We start from the raw sequence: 18,624 nt of genomic DNA, 5'->3' as shown, positions 1-18,624 counted from the left end.
TCCGCCCGACGCATGTCTACGCCGGCGGCACGACCGAACCCGGAGCGGTCATGGCGCGGACTCCTGCCGCGCCGCCTGGACAAGGCGGTCGCCGTCCTCGCGCAGGAGCAGGCGATCCCGAACCAGCGCGTCCACGGACTTGGTCACGGCAGCCAGGTAGGCATCCGGATCCGGGTAGCGCTCCTCCAGCGAGGGCCGCGGATCCCCGTTGGCCTCCCGCTCCGCCCGGGTCCGGGCGAACGGAAGCTGGCTCCCCTCCCGGTCGCAGAGGGCCCCCGCCGGGAAGGGATCGGCGTAGAGATTCCAGCCCGTGAAGGTCGCGCGCGGTGCGGCGACGGCCGGCAGGCGAATGCCTGCCACGTCGTTGCCATCCGCGTCGACGCGGGGCACGAGCGGCCGGTACTGCGGCCCGCTCTCGGGCTTGGGATCGACGTAGGTGCTGAAGCGGGCGATCGTGTTCGGGGCGGTCGGGACCGGCACACCGACGATGAAGGGATAGCCGGCCTCGGCCGGCTCCACCAGCGTGCCGTCCGACAGGCGCGGGATCTGGCTGTCGGGCGGGGGCGTGCCGAGCGTCACCCAGTCCTCGAGTGCGACGAGAAGCGCCCGGAGGGCAGGCGCCGGATTGAGGGTGCTGCGCATGTTGGCGCAGGGGCCTCTGCTCGAGGTCAGTCCGGCGCGCCCGTAGTGGAAGCCGCTCGAGACCAAGTAGACGCGTGTCGTGTCGGGCAAGGCCAGGTCGGTGCGGCCCAGGGGATCCGTCGCCAGCAGCGAGGCACCCTTCTGCCAGTACTCGGTGCCGGTGTTCACCTCGATCAGCAGCGGGTCGAAGCCGTCGTCGCGCAGCAGTGCGCCGTTCCGTCCCGTCACCGGGTCGTGCTGAACCGCCGCGGAGAACGGGAAGGCATTCTCCGGATAGAGATGGTCCTCGTGCTGCGTGTTGGTGCGGGACGGTTGGCCGAAGCGCGCGTTCAGGAAGACGCCGCCGATCCCCGCGATGTGCGACAGCACGCCGTCGAAGACCCGGCGCCCGGCCTCGTCGCGATTGAAGCCCTGGGCGATGAAGTCGCGCAGGTACCGCCCGCTCTGGGAGATGCCGAGCGCGACAGCGTGCCGGATCGCTCCGCCCGCCGGGTTGGCGCCACCGGCGGCATCGCCGCGCAGGTAGGCGACCACGTCGCGCGTCGCGGCGAAGCCGATGCCGAGCACCTTCGGCTCGGTGGCGCGGTAGGTGAACTGGTAGATCGAGCCCGGCAGCGGCTTCGTTCCCTTGGGCAGGAGCTCGAGTTGCCGCGGCGTCGCGTAGTGCCACGCCTCCTCCGGAACCGGCCGCGGCGGGTCGGCCTCCCGGCGGCGCACGGTCAGCTGCGTGCCGGCCTTGTCCTGGCTGGCCGCCTTGAAGGTGAGATAGAAGGGCGCCTCTGGCGGCCCGCGCGTCGCGCTCACGAGTTCGTCGCGCACGATCTCCACGATCGGCTTGCCGTTCCTGGAGGCGACCGGCACGTCGATGGCCATGCCGCCCTGCTGGCGCAGCGCGTCCGCCTCCCAGCCCGACCAGACGATCGTGTCGCCGCGACGCAGGACGAGGCCGGTTCCGGCGTCGACGGCGTTGCGCGGATCGTTGACAGCCTGGGCCCCTTGGGCCGGCGCGTCCAGCACCCAGTTGAAGAGGAACTTGCGGCCGCGGTTCAGCACCTCGAACAGCAGCGTACCGCTGCCGCGGGCAGGGTCCTTCGGGCGCAGGATGAACAGGTCGGTCCTGTATTCGACCATGCCGCGCGCATTGCGCGGCGCCAGCGCGATGTCGACGATGCCGGCATTGGCCGGATCTGCCGGATCGAGCTCGCCGCGGGCGGCACCGATGACCCGCTCGTACGCGCCGGCAGGTCCGAATTCAGCGCCGTCGGCGAACGGCTCGACGGTGACGACCTTGATCTGGGTGATCCGCGCCTGGGTCGGCGTGACGCCGAGCGCGCAGCCGAGCGCGCCGGCAAGAATCCAACCGGTCCGCATGGTCCCCCCTCTCGCGCGGCTCGTTCTCCTGGCCGGCCGTGTCAGCAAACACAGATGGAACGGGCCGTCGAGCGCGCTGCCCGCGAAGGCATTGCGTTCCCGGACCGCCTGTCAGCCGGTCTCGGGAGGCCCCCGGGCGGGCAAGGCAAGCATCCGCGAGGGGCAGCCTAGCGAGGCGCGAAGATCGTCACGTTGCTGTTGATCTGGTAGGCGGCCGTTGGCTTCGTGTTGACCAACCGCAGATAGATCGGGCTCTCGCCGAGGATCGCGCCGAACGCCCGTGTCACCTTGAGCGGGAAGCAGCGTGCCAGCACAGCGGATGCCGCCTCCTCGTAGCGACGGTGCGCGTCCTGGTCGCCGACCAGTCGCCGCGCGGTGATGAGCGGCTTGCCCCGGATGGCACCCGTCTTGTCGAGGCCGAACCGGTAGGCAATCAGGGATCCCTCCGTGCCGGGCGGCACCGTCCAGCACGCCGCCATCGCCTCGCGGAACTCAGCCCAGTTGTTGACGGGCGCGACCTGAGATCGCGCCGGCAGATCTGACAGAACAGAGACGGCTGCTGCGAGCAGCAGCGTGGCAAACGGTTTTGCCAAGGGCACCTCCGCGATGACCGCCGTATCTCCGAAGTATTCTGCTCGAACAGGGCCGCGCTCTCGTTGCCGCGGCTTCACGTCATCGCCGACAGGGGAGGATGTGCCGTCGACCCCGATGCCAGTGACCCGGGCCGATCCCGGGGCGTGCTCGACGTCGCGGACCCACCATCGACGCGCCCGGATTCGCTCACTGACGCGGTGCCGGCGCGGGGTTCTGCGGCGACGCCCCCGGCTGTGCGGGTGCCTGCGGGATCGAGTTCTGAGGCGGAGGCGGCGGCTGCTGACCGGTGCTGGCCGGAGCCTGATCGTTCTGCAGGGTCTGGTTCGCCTGAGTCTGGATCTTGTCGGCCGTCTGCTGGCTGATGACTCCGTAGGAGACTGCAGCGGCGAGCGCGACGGCGATAACGGCTCCGATGATGGTCTTGGTCAGCTTGGGCGGCATCGTTGCGTCCTCCACGATCAAAGTCAGTCCGACGGCGGCTCCCGGTCAGATGACATAGGCGGCAACCGTGCCTGAGGTAGTTCCCCGGCCCGGATCAGCAGCCGCCCGGCCTCTGCGATCGGGGGGTCTGCCGGGACCGGAGCCGTCGGGCCCGAAATGCGGCCAGTGCCCGGGCTGGTGAGGGAAGGCGCGTCGCCGCGGCGATCGAGGTGGACCACCCGACGAGGATGGATCTCCGGCGCGCGCCGGCGCCGTCGGGACCCGACCACGCCACCGGGTTGCAATCGGTTAAAGAACGGTTAAGCTTCTACGTAGGTAATACGGGGGAGCGGTCATGAAACCAATCTATCCGCAGCGTGAGGACGGTCTGCGTGTCCCGCAATCGACCGCGATCACAGTTTTCCCTCAGCACGAAGACGAGATCCTCCAGGAACAGATGCGGCGGCAGCACAATGCGCGTGCCCGCCACCGTTCGGCGCGCCGCCATCTTGCCGCGCGGGCCCATAGCTGAGGGCACGGCCATGCTCGAACCATTGCTCTTCATCGGCCTCATCATCGCCGCTGTGGCTGCCGCGACCCGGCTCGGGATCGCCGCCGCGGCACCGATGGCGCCGTCGCGCCTCGACGCGTGGGACGGACGCGCCGACGCGGACGCCTGAATCGGCAGCGTCCTCCCGACAGCACCGTCGTCGCGCCCGCGAACGGGTGGGCTGGACTCCAGGCGTCGCCGAGCGCCGCACCCGTCTTCCCGGGTTGTCGGCTCCCCGCCGCGGAGGCTCACGGGGGCGGCGCGTCGGAGACCGTGGCGGTGTCGCCTGAGACACCGATCGTCGCCTATGAGCCAGCCGATCCGTCGGCGATCCGTCCCGACGCGAAGGCCTTCGTCACCGCTGAGCGGGACGGCGGCAAACTGACGGCGCTCCGGGCCAGCGTGGGCGAGGACGGCCTCACCCCGGCATGTAGCCGACGATGTGGCCGGCGGCGGTCGGTCGCCGCGCGGCCATGGCGTCGCGGCGCATCCCGGAGGCGTGCCGGCGATCGCGCGTGGCGCTGTGGATCGCTCTCCGAGAACGGCGTCTCAACTGATTTGGTGCAATCCAACGCAATAATCGAAGCAATAACGGCGCAATTCAGCTTGGCCATATGACCGTCCTGGGACAGCCGATCCACGGCTGCACGGATGAGGCAACCACCGATGGCCACCAAGATGATGACCAAGGGCATGACCGTCACCGACCACATCGTGGCCTGGTCGATGCTGACTGGCTTGGCGCTCGCCGTCCTCCAGCTCGCCCTGACCGCGGCGCTGCCGACGCACTTCGTCTGATCCGCCGAGCGTGATGCCTGCTGGGAGGTGTGTGGGGATGGCTCGGGTTCGGGATAGGCGGAGTGTCGGCAGCGTGGCGCTGCGAGGCCTGTTGACCGCGGTGTTCCTGGTGGCCGCCGGCATGAAGTTCGCCGCTGTGCCGTTCGAGGTCGAGGGCTTCGTCCGCTTCGGCTACCCGCTGTGGTTCATGGACGTGGTCGGCGCCCTGCAACTCCTCGGCGCGGTGCTCCTCTGGACGCCCGGTTGCGTCGCCCTCGGCGCCTGTCTGCTCGCCGTGCTCATGGCCGGCGCGGTCGGCAGCCATCTCCTCGCGGGCGACCCCGTTCTGATGCCGCTTCCCGCCCTCGTGCTTCTCATCCTGCTGGGCGGCGTCGCTCACGCGCGCCGGTCCGAGCTTCTGCCGTCCGGCAGCGACACGGAGATGCGGCAGGCCTGACCGTTCCGACAGGGCGGATTCGGCCATTCACGTCCGCGCGGGGGCGCAGTGGGGGCGCAGTGGGGGCTCGTCGGTTCGAGCCTTGACCGGCGCGGCCGCGAGCGGAGTGACGGGCACGCGGCAATCCGGACACCACGCCCGGCCGCCGCGGCTGGGTGCCGGCGACGTGGAAATCGTCCCCGGGCGCCGATCGATCTGCGGCGACGGTCACGCATGTCTGCCGTGCCGACACGGGTGTGGCGACCATCGCGAACCGCCGTTAAGCCCTCCGGCCCTACCGGCGACGCGGTACATGCGCCGGGCCTGGCCCATCGGGACCCCCATGAGAAAGTTGCTCGCGTTCGCCGTGGCCGTCGTCGTGTGCGCGGGTCCCGCGCTCGCCCTGGCCGATCAGCCGGCTCGGGATTGCGACCGGGACCCCGAGACGACGGGCGCGTTGCCCGGTGATCCCCGCAGTCTGTACCTGCCTGGCGAGCGACCGGTGAAGGCCGACCGAGACCCGCCAGAGGCCAGCTGGCAGGACGAGGCCCGAGAGACGTCCGAGCAGCGCAGGCGCGATCTGCTCGCCTGCGGCGTGGACTGAGGCGGGTGGCCGATCACCGCGACGGAAGGATCGGCGGCGTCAGCGTCAGCCTGGGACATCTTCGGTCCCCCGCCGGTGACGATCCCCTAACCGGGCCCAGGCACCGTGCTGGCGAGCCGCGTTGCGTATCGGCTCACGGGTGATGACACCGGACGCGCTCCCGCCCCGTGACGGGATCGGTGGCGCAGGACGGCCGATGCTTGGGGGGCCTGCACGCATGAGGGACGAGCCGGACCAGACGCTCTCGGACGAGGAGCTGGACCGTCTGGCGCGCGAGCTGTTCGCCGAGGTCCGCGGCGAGTACTCGGAAGCGAAAGTGGAGCGGGCCCTGAAGACCGCCGGTGAGGTCGCTGGGGAAGTGCTTCCCGGGATACCGGACTGGCTGCTCGACGGTAGCGACGACGCCAGCGCCGGCGACAGCGGGACCTGAACCTCGCCGTGATGCGGCCCGTCGTCGACGGCGCATCTCTCCCGCGCCGGCGCACGCTGGGCTGGCCACCGTCAATGCGGCACGGACCCTACGCCCCGCGCCGCCAGCACAGCCCCCAGCGCGCCGGCCAGCCCCTCCGGTGTGAACGGTTTGCGCAGGTAGCGAGCGCCCATCGGCATCTGCTCCTCGGCGGGCCAAGCCACACCCGACACGATCAGGATCGCCAGTTCGGGCCAGCGCGCCGCGACGGCTTTGGCCAGGGTGAAGCCACTCAAGGGCTCGCCTGCCAAGTCCACGTCCGCGACCATGGCCACAAGTTCGGGACGGGCCGCCAGATGAGCCTGGGCGGCTTCGACAGTGGCGGCCTCCGCGACCTCGTATCCCGCGTCGCGAAGGGCTGCAGCCGCATCCATGAGCTGCACGGGATTGTCCTCGACAATCAGCACAGCGCGTTGCGACGCGACGGCGTCTGCCATCCTGGATCTCCACACTTCGTCGCCGCAGTAACGCAGCGGACCCCGATTGCGTCCCACGCAAACCTGTCCGATGGGGACCGGGTTCGGGGCGATCACGCGCCGAACCCCTCGCACCGAGAGTGCCGGGTGCCGCGGAACCTGCTCGGCCTCCTGGCGGAACGGCACTGCAGGCGCCCGACCAATCCGGCATCGCTCACCGACACGTCACCGTGGCGGTCTTCGGAGAAGCGAGGGCGCCTGCCCGGCCCCTCGATGACCGCAGCGTGCCTGGAGCCGGGAAGGGATCGGACTCTTCGCGTGGTGGTCGGCGCGCTAGACCCGAATCTCCTCGATGGCGAGTCCACCGGCCCGGAGATGGTCGGGGATATCGGAATGATCGTAATACCCCGCCTCGTGCGCCATGGCGTCGAGGGCAGCGAGCGGGTCAGGCGCCGAGCCCGTCGAGAGGATGGCGCCCGTCACCTCGTGCCGGATCTGAAACACCTTCACCGCAAGCCTCCCATGTTCAACGGCCGCGCAAGCGTAGCGTGAGTTCCGGGATCCGGAGGCTACCTACATCGGTCAGGATCCGGGTGCCCGGATTCGCTGCCGCGGCGTGGCGCATCTGCAGGGCTTGGCGGTCCGGGGCAGGTGACGTTCGCCCGAGGTCACGTCATCTTCCTCCTGCGCATCGCCATGAGCTCGGCTTCGAGCCCGTAGCGACCTTCGGAACACAGGCGGACGAGCTGCCTGAAGTAGCCGCCTGGGTTCTTGATGCGGATCTCACCCCGGCGCACGTCGTCGTCGTGGAGCTGCGCGACGATCAGCACGAGCACCGAGGCCCGGAACGGACCGAGGGCTTCGCAAGCCTCGCTCCAGGCCGACGGATGCGCGCCGATCCCGCCCCGCATCAGCCGGCCGATCTCGATGACATCCGCTTCCGTTCTGAGGGTGACGCCGAATTCGGCAGCGACAGGGCAAGCAGCCGCGACGAGTGACGGTTCGGGCCTACGGGTCGGCTCAGGCTCCTTCTCGGGAGCCTTTGCACAAGGATCGGTAGGAGATCCGGTGTCTTGTTCTAAGTGACGGCCGGAATTGCCGGCAGAGGCGGCTTGATAGAAACGATCCTCCGCCATGACTTGCAGTTCTCCCCAGGCGTCGAGGACGACGTCAGGGGCCACGCCGGAAGCGCGTCTCCTCGGCGTGCTGCGCTCCAGGGCCTCCTGCGCCGCGAGCAGATCGGCGGCATCCGTGGCCGGGAAGCGGGCGCGCAGGGCGGCAAGGGCCTCCGACACCGCGCGGCGACGAACGGTCAGGAGATCGAACGCGCGGCTTCGCTGAGCGTCCCTCGCGGTGGCTTCCATGATCGCGGTCGCCCATTCTCCCTTCCGGGCGACGATGGGAGTCAGGTCGAAACCGTACGCGTCGATGACGGCGCCGCCCGGCCCGCGGATGGCGAAACGCTTGCCGTTCGCGCTGTCCCGAGGTGTGATGACCTCCAGGGCCACCAGGTCGCGCAGGCCGTAGCGGAGCGCGCGCTCCGACAGCCCGGTCATCCCGCACAGGTGCTCGTTCGAGGGCCACACCACCAAGCGTTCCCAATCCTGCTCACCCCACACGGCGCAGAGCGCCGAGAGGATCGAACGCAGGGCAGGGCGCAGGTTCAGGGCCTTGGCCGCGTCCCGGCCCGCGGCCGAGAGCTCCCTGCGCGAGACCGTCCGCCCGTCTTCGAGCGCACGTCTCCGGCCGGCGAGCGCGGCGCGCGTGAGCGGCCGGCCACCGGAATGAACTGTCTCCACCTCGTCCGCCTCCTCTCAGGAGGCAAAGCGGGACCGTTCACCCCGAAGGGTGTTCTTGACGACGGCCTGGGGGAGGGGGCATAAAGGGGGTGCGAATCGCCTGTCGCGCCCCATCCCAGGGTATGTCAGGTCCAAAGGCCTCGAGGTTCCCGCCTCGGGGCCTTCTGCTTTGCCCGTTACATCATGCCGACTTCTCCTCGAAGGCAGACGCGAGCGCCCACTCGATCGCCTCGGTACGGCTCCTGAACCGACCGTTCTGGATCGCCTGGTCGATGACGGCCTTGACCGACGGCTTCAGCCACACGTTCTGCTGGGTCATGCCCTTCTGCTTCAGAGCCTCCCTGCGACGTGTCTGACGGCGCGTGTCCGCCGCCTTCAGCTCAGCCAGCCGTTCCTCTGCGGTCATCGGTCCCCGCCCGATTCTGCCAACGTGACTGTTCATGTGGACCGATTCTGCAAAGTGAGTCCAGCGGCGACCCGGATTCGTACGGGGATGGGTGAGTTTGTTAAGGGCGACCTGTTCCGCGGCGGCACCGGAGACCGCGCCGAGAGCCTCCGCGGCGAGGATGCCAGACGCGGCGCTGCCCAATGGTCGGTGACGCCACGGCCGACCTTCGTGCGACACGGGCGGCGCGTGGAGGCGGAGCGTCCGTCGAGGTGCCCGGGGATGATCTCTGGCTCGGACCGGGACGAGCGGCCTGCTGCGGCGGCAGCGACCGGGACGGGCCCGAACCTTGCCGAAGCGCGGGCTGAACCGCGGCGGTGTCCATCGACGATGGCGGCCGCGTGGTGCAGTCGCTGCTCGCGACACGCTCGTGCGACTTGAAGCGCGATGGGGGAGGGCGTCCCGCGGCGGTTTCGCGGTCGCGATAGGGGCCGAGACGGCTTTGCCGGCCTGCGCCTGGCCTTTCCCCGGCCTTCGAGCGTGTCGCGCGTCCGACCTCGTCTCTCTGCCCGGGCTATCCGTCCGACAAGGATGGTCGAGCCGTCGAGGTTCGACACCGGCCAGAACGGCGGGGGACCGTTCCCAGGTCGTCGCCCGTCGGGACTCGCCCCAGGGCGGAGCGCGGATGGGCACCTGTCTCAACCATGCAGGGGCCGTCGAGCGTAGAAAATCCGCCCTCGGTCAGGATGCTCGTCTCAGGCGAGATGCGCGACGAGCAAGGCCCGGGCGCGGCTCACCCGGCTCTTCACGGTCCCGGTCTGACAGCCCATCACCTCCGCGGCAGCCTCGTAGGTCAGGCCTTGGGCCCCCACGAGGAGCAGGGCCTCACGCTGCAGTTCCGGCAGCTTGCCGATATGGGACCAGACGATCTGCAGATCGGACCCGTGCTCCTGGGCTGCGGGCGCCGTGAGCTGCGCCGCGGCGGCACCGTTCACGTCCTCGATCTCGCGCTTTCGCTTGCGGCACTCGGTGTAGAACTGGTTGCGCAGGATGGTGCAGAGCCACGCCTTCAGGTTCGAACCTGGGATGAACAGGTCCTGGCGCGCCCAGGCTCGGAGCACAGTCTCTTGGACCAGATCGTCGGCGCGCGAGGCATCGCCGACGAGCGAGAGGGCGAAGGCGCGCAGGCCGGGCAGCGTTTCGGTCAGGCCCTCGCGAAACGCGGTGGCATCGTCCTGGCGCGGCCCCTCCAGCGCTGCATTGAGCCGCGCGACGAGGTCCAGCAGACGCGGCGGTGTCTGTGCCCGTGTCACGGCCTCGTAGGCGGCGCGCAGCTGCAGGCCGAGATGATCCCGCACACCGGTGGGCAGAATCGCGGGTTCCGGAGGGTCCTGTCGGCTCGGCCGATCGACTCCGCCGTCTTGAGCAACCAGCGTGTCCGTCAACTCACGTCCTCTCAAAGCGCTCGCCGCACGAACCGATCTCGGGCCGCCGTGAATCCCGCCTGACGAACCGGCGATCTGCAGCGGGCCATCCGGCGGGAGTGGCCCGACCACGCGCGTCATCGAGCGTCCACCCCTCCAGATAGGACCCGCCACCTGACTGTACAGTGAACATCTAACCCCGCAAGCGGCGGATCGTTCTCCGCGGCCTACGCGTTGGGGCACGCTTCCGTCCCTGGGGGGCGGACATGTTGAACCGAGAAGGAGCCGAAGATCATCGCGCGCGCAGGTGAACCCCGACGTGGTCTGAGGCCGAGCGAGGAACAACGGATCGAGGTGAACGAGTCACGTCGGCGAGAGGCGCGCGTTCGCCGTCAGACTGAGAGCTGCGTGGGCGGGGCGGCTGTTGCCGGCCAAGTGAGGATCTATTGGGCAGCGTCGATGCCTCAGAATGTCGAATACTGGATCACGGACAGGCCGGACGGCCACTTCGACGTTGTTGTCAAGCTCGAGTCCGGCAAAATCTTTCGCCGCAGCGGGTGCATCTCGCGGGCCGAGGCCGATACGTGGATCGAGGGATTGCGAATGCTGATGGCGGCGATCGGCGCGCCCGTATCGGCCGCCGACGTGACGTCTGACGACCCATCACCCCTCGGATCACAGACGGTGGACGGTGCGGACCACTCCACCTCCTGAGCTGCGCGGGCGGTCGTCTCCAGGCTGGAGCCGTCCCGCGCGCTTCGCGCATCCGAACGATCCGGGCCCTGAGAGCGTCGACGGCCTACGCCTCGTTGCCCTCAGGCTCCGCGCTCCGATCGCCGAACAGGATCTCGTGGGTGATCGGGTCGTAGAAGCGCATCACGTTCCGGACGAACGCTCTCGGCTCGATCGCCAGCGCCTCGGCCCACGCGCGGTACCGATCCGGAGGAATACGACCGCGCCCGGTCTCCAGCTGCGAGATGAAGGTGTAGTAATCCGCACCGACAAGAGCTGCGAGCTGTCGTTGCGACAGGCCGCGCGCCTCCCGCAGTTCCTTCAGATACCGTCCCCCCTCCCGACGCAGCTCCAGCACCTCCTCGGAGTCCAGGCGTTGCTGATGGGCATACACGGGGTTTCACCTTCCTGCCGACCGAAGCCACTCGGCGCGGCGCTTATACAGTAAACACCATATAGCTGGGACGGAGCCGCGCTGTCCAGATGCGCGGCGGCACCCGTCGTCCCCGCGTCCTCCCCGAACGGATCCCGTTGCTTGGCAACTACCTGAATAGCGCTATCATCCTGTAAGGAACGATTTGGAGAATGGCGCCGGATGCCCCACTACCGGTGCATGTCTCTGGATAGCGGCCCATGAAAGTCGAGAATCGCACGTACGATTGCCGCTCGCGGATCTGAGCGCCCGCGGGTCACTGACGCGAGCAGCACGGGAATCTGAGCCATTGGGAATCGCCGATCGTGCCGATCGATCGCAGGAAGAGGGCAGAATGGGCGATCCTTCGCTGCAATCGGCATTGACCATCGGCCTGCGCTCGCTCCGGCCGGTCCTGGCGACCGCCGTGGTGTTCGGGCTCTTCATCAATCTGCTGCTGTTCGTCAGCCCGCTCTACATGCTCCAGATCTACGACCGCGTGATACCCAGCCGGAGTGAGACGACCCTGGCGGGGATCACGCTGATCGCTGCGTTCGGCCTGGCCGTCTACGCGATGCTGGAGATGCTGCGCGCCCGCCTCCTGGTGCGCGGCGGTGTGGTGTTCGATCAGAAAATCGCCACGCCGATCTTCGATGCCGCCCATCGCGGCACCTTGCTCAGGCCCGGCGCGCAGCACGATACGGCGCTGCGCGACGTGGACGTCCTGCGGGAGTTCCTGACCGGCGCCGGCATGCTGGCGTTCTGCGATCTGCCCTGGATACCGATCTTCCTGCTCGCCTGCTTCATCCTCCATCCCTGGTTCGGCTGGATGGCGCTGGTGGGCGGCGGCACGATCCTCGGCCTCACGCTGCTCAACGAGGTCGCCACCCGTCGGACGCTCGACGCCGCCAGTCAGGCCTCGCGCGAAGCGGGGCAGAGCGCAGCCACGGTCTTTCGGAATGGGGAGGTGCTGCAGGCCATGGGCATGGTCGCGTCCATGCGCGGGCTCTGGGGGCGCCGCCACGACGACGTCCTGCTCCTCCAGGCGCGGGCCAGCGATCGCGCGGGCCTGATCGTCGCGGCCACGAAGTTCGTCCGCATGCTGCTGCAGACCCTGGTGCTGGGCATCGGCGCGTATCTGGCGATTCACCGCGAGATCTCGGCCGGGTCGATGATCGCCGCGTCCATCATCATCGGCCGCACCCTCGCGCCGATCGAGGCGGTCGTCGGCAACTGGAAGGGGTTCACGGCGGCGCGGGCGAGCTACCGGCGATTGGTCGATCTCGTGGCCGTCGCCGGCTCGGAGACGCGCCGCCTCGTCCTGCCGCGGCCGCGCGGCCTGATCGAGGCCGAAGACATCTCGGTGGCGGCCCCCGGCGCGACGCGCCCCATCCTCAAGGCTGTGAGCGTCCGGCTCGAGCCCGGCAGCGTCGTGGGGATCATCGGCCCGAGTGCCGCCGGCAAATCGACGCTCGTTCGCGCGCTCACCGGGGTCTGGCCCTTGCTGGAAGGCACGGTGCGCATCGACGGGGCCGACCTGAACCACTGGGACAGGGCCCTGCTCGGGCAGCATGTTGGTTATCTGCCTCAGGACGTCGAACTGTTCGACGGGACCGTCGCGCAGAACATCGCGCGCTTCGCCGACCGGGACGACGCGCGCGTCATCGAGGTTGCCCAACGGGCTGGCTGTCACGCGCTGATCCAGTCGCTTCCGGAGGGCTACAATACGGTCATCGGTCGGGGGGGACACGGGCTGTCAGGCGGTCAGCGGCAGCGCATCGCTCTGGCCCGCGCGCTCTACGGCGAGCCGAGCCTGGTCGTGCTCGACGAGCCCAATGCGAGTCTCGACCAGCCCGGCGAGGCGGCGCTGATGCGCGCCGTTGCGGACCTGAAGCGATCCGGGACGACGGTGGTGCTGGTGACCCACAAGGTGAGCCTGCTGGAGGAGGCCGACCGTATCCTGCTCATGAGCGAGGGCCGCGTGCAGCTCTCCGGCACGCCCGAGCAGGTTCTCGCCCACGTCACCGGCCAGCGGCCGGTCCCGACCCTGGTGCCGCCCGTCGGCCCCGCGGCATCCCAGAGCCGCCGCAGCTCCGACGAACAGCGGAGCGCGGGATAAGCGATGACCGTCACGCGCGCCGCGATCCCGAGCCCGTCCCCCGAGCGAAGAAGGTCCGATCGGGACCGGTCGGGCTCCGCCGACCTGACGAACTGGCGCGCGTACGCCGTCGCCGGCTACGCGCTCATCGTCGCGACGTTCGGGGTGGTCGGCACCTGGGCCGCCGTCGCGCGCCTCGACCGGGCGGTCATCAGTCCCGGGGTGGTGGTCGCGGAAGGCAGCCGCAAAGTGGTGCAGCATCTCGAAGGCGGCATCGTCCAGGAGGTGCTGGTCCGGGACGGCCAGGCGGTTCGCGCGGGCGACGTCCTGCTACGCATCGATCCCGTGCAATCGCGAGCCAGCAACGATCTGCTCCGCGGCCAGCTCGACGGGGCCCTGATCCTCGAAGCGCGCCTCCGCGCGGAGCAGGGCCAGGCGCAGGATCTGCTCCTGCCGCCGGAGATCGCGGAGCGGCGCGCCGAGCCGGCCGTCGCCGGCCTGATCGACGACCAGGCCAGCCAGCTGTCGGAGCGCCGCGCGTCCTTCCAGGCGCAGCTCGGCCTCATCGAGGCGCGGGTCACGCAGCTGAAGACGGAGATTTCCGGGCTGGCGGTCGAGAAGGCCTCGGGCGAGCAGCAGGTCGCGCTGATCCAGCAGGAGCTGGAGGGCCTGCGCGGCCTCCAGGAGAAGAACCTCATCCCGCTCTCGCGCGTTCTGATGATGGAGCGCGAGCACGCGCGCCTCCGAGGCGTGATCGGACGGTCCGTGGCAGAGACCGCCAAGGCGCAGAACGACATCAACGAGGCGGGGATGCAGACCGCGCAGCTCAAGCAGAAGCTGCAGGAATCGCTGACCGCGCAGCTCCTCGACACGCGCCAGAAGATCGCTGAACTGCGCGAGAAGCTCATCGTGGCCCGGGATGTTCTCCGTCGGCACGAGGTCCGGGCGTCGCACCAGGGCGTCATCCAGGGATTGAAGGTCTACACGATCGGCCAGGTGGTCCGCTCGGGCGAGCCGCTGATGGAGATCGTTCCGACGAACGACAGGCTCGTGATCAGCGTGCAGTTCGCGCCGAACGATCTCGAGGCGGTTCATGCCGGCATGCGGGCCGAGGTGAAGTTTCCGGCTTTTCAGACGCGCCGCATGTCGGCGATCTTCGGGACGTTGACGATGGTCTCCCGCGACCGCCTGATCGACGACGGCACCAAGCAGGCCTATTTCGCCGGCACCGTGGAGATCGACGACCATCAACTCCCGGACGACGTACGACCACGCCTCCTGGCGGGCCTGCCCGCCGAGGTCGTCGTCTCGGCCGGCGAGCGCACGGCGCTCGACTATCTGGTGGCGCCGTTCTTCGATGCTCTGGGACGCAGTTTCCATGAACGATAGAGTCCGCTTCTCAGTCACTGTGCGGACGTGAGGTCCCGATGGGCGCGGTCATCTCGTTCTTCCGACCCGCAACGACGTGCCAGGGCGGCTGGTCGCAGCAGGAACTCGCGGAATTCTACCGCGTCGAGGCCGCGCTGATCCGAGCCGGCCTGCAGATCGGCAGCGAGCAGGGCCTGAGCGACGAGGCGGATCCCTGGTTCGTCTTCTGCCGGCCGGATGGCGACGCCGTCATGCATTTCGCCAGGATCGACGGCAGCTACGTCATCGCGTCCGATGTCTTGGACAGCCCGATGCGAGGCAGCGACTTCCGCGCCCTCATCAACGAGATCGCCCGACGCTATCCCGAGCTTCTCCCGATCCCGCAGGATGCCCGCGGGACGAAGCTCTCGGTTCACCCGGCGGCGCTGCTCGCGGCTTTCGTCGCGGCTGCGGCCCTGAGCCTGTCGCCCGACGACGCCCGCGCGGATGACGGGGAGCGATCGACCGAGAGCGCGGCGCAGCCCCCTCACGCGGGCCACGCGCAACAGCACGGGCCGTCCGAAGCGCGCGACACGGGCGATGCCGATGAGCGCGACAGCCACCGGAAGCAGGTCGGGCTGATCGTGTTCTCGGCCATGGTCTTCGCCGCGGATGCCCTCGTCGACCACCCCGCACAGGGTATCGAGGCCACATCATACCTCGGCGCGCGGGGCGCTAGCAGCGCCGTCCCGGGTGACCAGGGCAGCCTGTCGCCGACGACGGGTGGAGCGGCGAGCCCCGTCCAGTCGGAAGGTCCGCTCGGCACCGGCCGCCACGAAGGTCCCGCGAGCGGCGCGGCCGGTCTCGTAACGGCCGAGTCGGCTGCGGTCGCTTCTGCCCGATCTGACGCCGCCGATTTCGGGCTCATCGGCCTCAGAGACCCGGCCCTCGGCCATGGGCCGACCCGGGCAGGCGCGGAATCCGGATTTCAGCCGCTCGCGCGCGGCGCCGAGGCCAGCGCAGCCCTCGCAGCGGGTTCATCGTCCTCTCCGGATTCCAGATCGGACGGTGGCGCCGCGCCATCGGGGGACGCCGCGGCACGGGAACAGGGAGCCCCGTCGTCGAGCGCGACCGGTGAGGCGCCATCGCTGGCCCAGAGCGTGACCCCGACGACCGGTCACGCGGCATCCGAAGCTCCGCCAGCCCCGGTCAATGGGCTCAATGCCGCCGCACAGCCCGAGTTGAGACACGCGCAGCTCCCGGTCGAGGAGCGCTCCGGTAGCCCGGACAACGGTCTGCGAATGGGCGTGTCGCCGGAGGCAAGGGGACGGCACGACGCGGTCGCGCATGCGGATGCTTCAGGCATCGGCGCAGGTGCATCCGAACGGGAGTTGCACGGCGCGGCCGGCGACCCCAGTGCAGCATCCGATCCGAGCCCGCGTCCAACAGCGGGCCTCGCGCAGGTCCGGGGGGAGGTCACCGATCAGGGCCGCGGTCAAGATGGCGACGGGCCTGGCCGGAGCGCCGATGCGCCAGGCCATCACAAGGACGCGGCGGCCGTTCCACTGGACGCGGCCGGCGGCGCGGGTCCGGATGAACCGCCGGGTCTGGCGCAGGCTCAGACAAGCACTGCCGATCCAGGCTCGACGCAGGCCGGCGAAGGTCCCGGCCGGAGTGCCGCCGCGCCGGGCCACCTCCGGGGCTCGGCGCCGCACGCCCAGGACAATGACGGTCAGGGCACGGACACCGGCACGCAATCAGCGCCGCCCTCAGCCACCGTGCAGGCGAGCGGCGCGGTGGCTGCGCACGCTCCGGCCGGCGAAAGCCCCGGCCGGAGCGCCGAGGCACCGGGATCTATCCAGGGCCCGGCAGGGCACGCACAGGATGCCGGCAGCCACGGCACGGCGGCCACCGATCCCACCCCCTCAGCACCGGCAGCCAACCTGCAGATCGAGGCCAGAGCCGCCGAACCGGATCACAGGCAGGCTGGCGAGGGACCGGTTCGGAGCGGGGTGGCGCCGGAACATGTCCAAGACACGGCGCCGCACGCCCGGGATGCCGGCCATCACGGCTCGGCCGCCGACACGGATCCGGTCCAACCATCCGCGAGCGCGCAGACGCAGGCGGATGTTGCTGATCCCGGTCACGCGCGGGCCGGTGCTTCACTTGGCCGGAGCGCCGAGGCGCCGGGACATCTTCACGATACGGTACCACCCGCACAGGATAGCCGCGGTCACGGCTCGGCCACCGACGCGGACCCAGGTCCGCCGTCAGCCGGCACGCAGGCGCGCGCTGCCGATCCAGGCCACGGGCAGGACGATCGAAGCGGCGAGCCGCCCGGGCACCTCCGAGACGATGGACCGCACGCACAGGGTCCCGCCGTTCACAGCGCGGCTTCCAACGCGGACCCAATCGCTCCTTCGGCCAGCGCGCTGGCGGGGGTGAGAGCGGACGATCCAGGCCATACTCAGACCGCCGACGGGCCCGGCCGCAGCGGCGAGGCTGCGGATCACGCCCGAGAGACCGAACCGCATCTGCGGAACTCGGACGGCTCCAACCCGGCAACCGGTGCGAACGCAGGCATCTCGCCGAGCGGCACGCAGGATCGAGCGGTCGGGGCGGATCCCAATCCCGCGAACCTCGACGCGGGCCCGCACCACACAGGTCACGGCACTGCCGTTGCGGCCGCGAACGTCGGCACCCCGGTGGCGTCAGACCAATCGCTCTCGCGCCAGGGATCGGGAGGCGTGAGCCGCGATCAAGAACCGTCAAGCGAGCCGAGTCCCCCGACGAGCGGGGGCAGTCACGGTCCGAGACCGGCCGCCAGCATCGGCCCGAACGGCACCATCGAATTCGCGTCCGACAGCAAACCCGGCTCACCGGCCGGACCGAGCCACGCACCGGCGGACAGTGGCGTCCACGGAGACGTCGGCCTGATCGGGGTTTCAGATCACGGCGCCAACGCCCATCACTTCGACCTCCACTCCTGACGGGAAACCGAGGATCCGCGAACGGCAGGCATTCTCGTGAGTTCTCGACGGTGGCGCTCGACCGCCCTGAACTCGACCGGGGAGCGCGAAGCACTCGATCTGACGAAGAGCGGCTCATATCTCGACGCACGCAGCAGAGCGCGCGCGTCGATGATCGGCGTCGCCACATCCAGCACCGCCTCGTCAGAGGACGTGGCCGTCGCCATTCGTCCTGCGAGAACGCTCCGCGGTTTCACCGGCCAGGATCGATGCGTCGCCTGTCGGGTGCAGCGTTGCCGACATCCGTCGGATCCGCTGTCTCACGCTTGGACGGCGAGAGGCTGCTCCGCATGATGGTGAATGTCCAGGCTCGAAGATGGCCACGAGGACGAAAGCGATCCTGACACAGCCAAGCCCTGAGCAGCGTCTCTTGAACCAAGTCCTCAGCCTGATCGGCCGTCTCCGCCATCGACCTTGCGAATCGCTTCAGGTCGGGCAGCAACTCCACGAGGGCTGCCCGGAAACGGTCCGCGTCGAACGCCGGATCCCGATCGGCCGCCGCATTGAGATCCCCTGAATGCGGAAGACGCAGATGGATCTTGTCGGGGCCGGACGCGGCAGGCGGACACTCTGGTCCGCCATCAGGCCTGAAGGACGGAGATCCAGCCCTATCACCGGGGACCGACCGTGAGCGCGTGTCCGGATGGCACGGCATGCGATGCTCGATTCCACACTGACCGGAGGCATTGTACAGCAGCATCATAATAGAGGTTTGCTGTACAGCCCTCAAGGCCGCGCCTTCGGCACAGCGCGGTCGTCGGTGCCGGGCGAACGACGAGTGGCCGAGGCGTTCGGCCCGACAGGTCGGGAGAGGCACGAAGCAGGCAGATGTCCGGGATCAGTCAGCCCTCGCGCGACGCGGGGAACCGCCTTCGCGGTTGCGCGCGATCTCTCGGCTGATCGGGATGGCCTTGCGGCCGATCGAACGCCCATCACAGAAGGTGACGTGGCTCAGAGAACCTGCACGGGTGCGGAGCGACCGATGAGATCCGGCGCGGGCTCAGTGTGAGCGTGCGCCGTGTCCGGGGGCCGGATCGGTGTTCGTGCTGAGGGAATGATGATTGCGATGGGCGGGTCTGGCGGCGACCGACTCTCCCGTGTCTTGAGACACAGTACCAT

Annotated in this window: 20 protein-coding genes; 10 read left to right on the top strand and 10 right to left on the bottom strand. The window is 69.5% G+C overall.

Annotated elements, in window-relative coordinates; translation table 11 throughout:
• Positions 1-48: 48 nt before the first annotated feature.
• The 3 genes from C4T42_RS27490 to C4T42_RS27480 form a co-directional block, all read right to left on the bottom strand.
• Entirely contained in the window at positions 49-2,013 is a 1,965-nt protein-coding gene (locus tag C4T42_RS27490; RefSeq protein ID WP_103986241.1) for an alpha/beta hydrolase domain-containing protein, read from the bottom strand.
• A gap of 167 nt (positions 2,014-2,180) precedes the next feature.
• Positions 2,181-2,612: a hypothetical protein gene (locus C4T42_RS27485; protein ID WP_234083319.1), complete on the bottom strand. Its 432-nt coding sequence runs from the start codon at positions 2,610-2,612 to the stop codon at positions 2,181-2,183.
• A 181-nt stretch (positions 2,613-2,793) separates the two neighbouring features.
• Positions 2,794-3,048, bottom strand: coding sequence for a hypothetical protein (locus C4T42_RS27480; protein ID WP_026605357.1), 255 nt, complete (start codon positions 3,046-3,048; stop codon positions 2,794-2,796).
• A 334-nt stretch (positions 3,049-3,382) separates the two neighbouring features.
• On the opposite strand from C4T42_RS27480, the gene C4T42_RS32135 reads away from it, so the two are divergent.
• From C4T42_RS32135 to C4T42_RS27455, 6 genes are all read left to right on the top strand, one after another.
• A complete protein-coding gene (locus C4T42_RS32135; protein WP_158684253.1) occupies positions 3,383-3,559 on the top strand; it encodes a hypothetical protein in 177 nt (58 codons plus the stop codon).
• A 10-nt stretch (positions 3,560-3,569) separates the two neighbouring features.
• Positions 3,570-3,707, top strand: coding sequence for a hypothetical protein (locus C4T42_RS32130; protein WP_157861912.1), 138 nt, complete (start codon positions 3,570-3,572; stop codon positions 3,705-3,707).
• A gap of 536 nt (positions 3,708-4,243) precedes the next feature.
• Positions 4,244-4,375 (top strand): hypothetical protein, encoded by a 132-nt coding sequence (locus C4T42_RS32805; RefSeq protein ID WP_020095914.1) that lies wholly within the window; start codon positions 4,244-4,246, stop codon positions 4,373-4,375.
• A gap of 73 nt (positions 4,376-4,448) precedes the next feature.
• The gene (locus tag C4T42_RS27465; RefSeq protein ID WP_020095913.1) at positions 4,449-4,811 is read left to right on the top strand and encodes a DoxX family protein; all 363 of its coding nucleotides are present in this window, start codon (positions 4,449-4,451) and stop codon (positions 4,809-4,811) included.
• 322 nt (positions 4,812-5,133) lie between these two features.
• On the top strand, positions 5,134-5,394 hold the full coding sequence (locus C4T42_RS27460) for a hypothetical protein (RefSeq protein WP_026605355.1): 261 nt from the start codon (positions 5,134-5,136) through the stop codon (positions 5,392-5,394).
• A gap of 217 nt (positions 5,395-5,611) precedes the next feature.
• Entirely contained in the window at positions 5,612-5,824 is a 213-nt protein-coding gene (locus tag C4T42_RS27455; RefSeq protein ID WP_020095911.1) for a hypothetical protein, read from the top strand.
• A 71-nt stretch (positions 5,825-5,895) separates the two neighbouring features.
• Here C4T42_RS27455 and C4T42_RS27450 read toward each other — a convergent pair whose 3' ends face one another.
• The 5 genes from C4T42_RS27450 to C4T42_RS27435 form a co-directional block, all read right to left on the bottom strand.
• The gene (locus tag C4T42_RS27450) at positions 5,896-6,300 is read right to left on the bottom strand and encodes a response regulator (RefSeq protein WP_020095910.1); all 405 of its coding nucleotides are present in this window, start codon (positions 6,298-6,300) and stop codon (positions 5,896-5,898) included.
• Between the two features lie 312 nt (positions 6,301-6,612).
• Complete coding sequence (locus tag C4T42_RS32125; protein WP_181049227.1) at positions 6,613-6,789, bottom strand: hypothetical protein; 177 nt, start codon at positions 6,787-6,789, stop codon at positions 6,613-6,615.
• A gap of 158 nt (positions 6,790-6,947) precedes the next feature.
• Positions 6,948-8,078, bottom strand: coding sequence for a plasmid replication protein RepC (gene repC / locus C4T42_RS27445; protein WP_103986240.1), 1,131 nt, complete (start codon positions 8,076-8,078; stop codon positions 6,948-6,950).
• 181 nt (positions 8,079-8,259) lie between these two features.
• The gene (locus C4T42_RS27440) at positions 8,260-8,484 is read right to left on the bottom strand and encodes a hypothetical protein (protein WP_020095907.1); all 225 of its coding nucleotides are present in this window, start codon (positions 8,482-8,484) and stop codon (positions 8,260-8,262) included.
• Between the two features lie 734 nt (positions 8,485-9,218).
• Positions 9,219-9,908, bottom strand: coding sequence for a sigma-70 family RNA polymerase sigma factor (locus C4T42_RS27435; RefSeq protein ID WP_026605354.1), 690 nt, complete (start codon positions 9,906-9,908; stop codon positions 9,219-9,221).
• Positions 9,909-10,346: 438 nt separating this feature from the next.
• Between C4T42_RS27435 and C4T42_RS27430 the strand changes: the two genes are divergently transcribed.
• Complete coding sequence (locus C4T42_RS27430) at positions 10,347-10,601, top strand: hypothetical protein (RefSeq protein ID WP_020095905.1); 255 nt, start codon at positions 10,347-10,349, stop codon at positions 10,599-10,601.
• An 85-nt stretch (positions 10,602-10,686) separates the two neighbouring features.
• Here C4T42_RS27430 and C4T42_RS27425 read toward each other — a convergent pair whose 3' ends face one another.
• The gene (locus C4T42_RS27425) at positions 10,687-11,013 is read right to left on the bottom strand and encodes a helix-turn-helix transcriptional regulator (RefSeq protein ID WP_020095904.1); all 327 of its coding nucleotides are present in this window, start codon (positions 11,011-11,013) and stop codon (positions 10,687-10,689) included.
• Between the two features lie 373 nt (positions 11,014-11,386).
• Between C4T42_RS27425 and C4T42_RS27420 the strand changes: the two genes are divergently transcribed.
• From C4T42_RS27420 to C4T42_RS27410, 3 genes are read left to right on the top strand one after another with little or no spacing between them, the layout of a single operon-like run.
• Positions 11,387-13,150, top strand: coding sequence for a type I secretion system permease/ATPase (locus tag C4T42_RS27420; RefSeq protein WP_020095903.1), 1,764 nt, complete (start codon positions 11,387-11,389; stop codon positions 13,148-13,150).
• Positions 13,151-13,153: 3 nt separating this feature from the next.
• Positions 13,154-14,518 (top strand): HlyD family type I secretion periplasmic adaptor subunit, encoded by a 1,365-nt coding sequence (locus tag C4T42_RS27415; RefSeq protein WP_103986239.1) that lies wholly within the window; start codon positions 13,154-13,156, stop codon positions 14,516-14,518.
• A gap of 38 nt (positions 14,519-14,556) precedes the next feature.
• Positions 14,557-17,466: a hypothetical protein gene (locus C4T42_RS27410; protein ID WP_103986238.1), complete on the top strand. Its 2,910-nt coding sequence runs from the start codon at positions 14,557-14,559 to the stop codon at positions 17,464-17,466.
• A 232-nt stretch (positions 17,467-17,698) separates the two neighbouring features.
• On the opposite strand, the gene C4T42_RS32800 is transcribed toward C4T42_RS27410, so the two are convergent.
• On the bottom strand, positions 17,699-18,160 hold the full coding sequence (locus tag C4T42_RS32800) for a sigma factor (protein ID WP_280177406.1): 462 nt from the start codon (positions 18,158-18,160) through the stop codon (positions 17,699-17,701).
• Between the last annotated feature and the right edge of the window lie 464 nt (positions 18,161-18,624).

Source organism: Methylobacterium sp. 190mf, assembly GCF_900107945.1.
In the GTDB taxonomy this organism is placed as follows: domain Bacteria; phylum Pseudomonadota; class Alphaproteobacteria; order Rhizobiales; family Beijerinckiaceae; genus Methylobacterium.
Note: the sequence above shows the minus strand (reverse complement) of the source record. Positions and strands in the feature narration are given on the sequence as shown.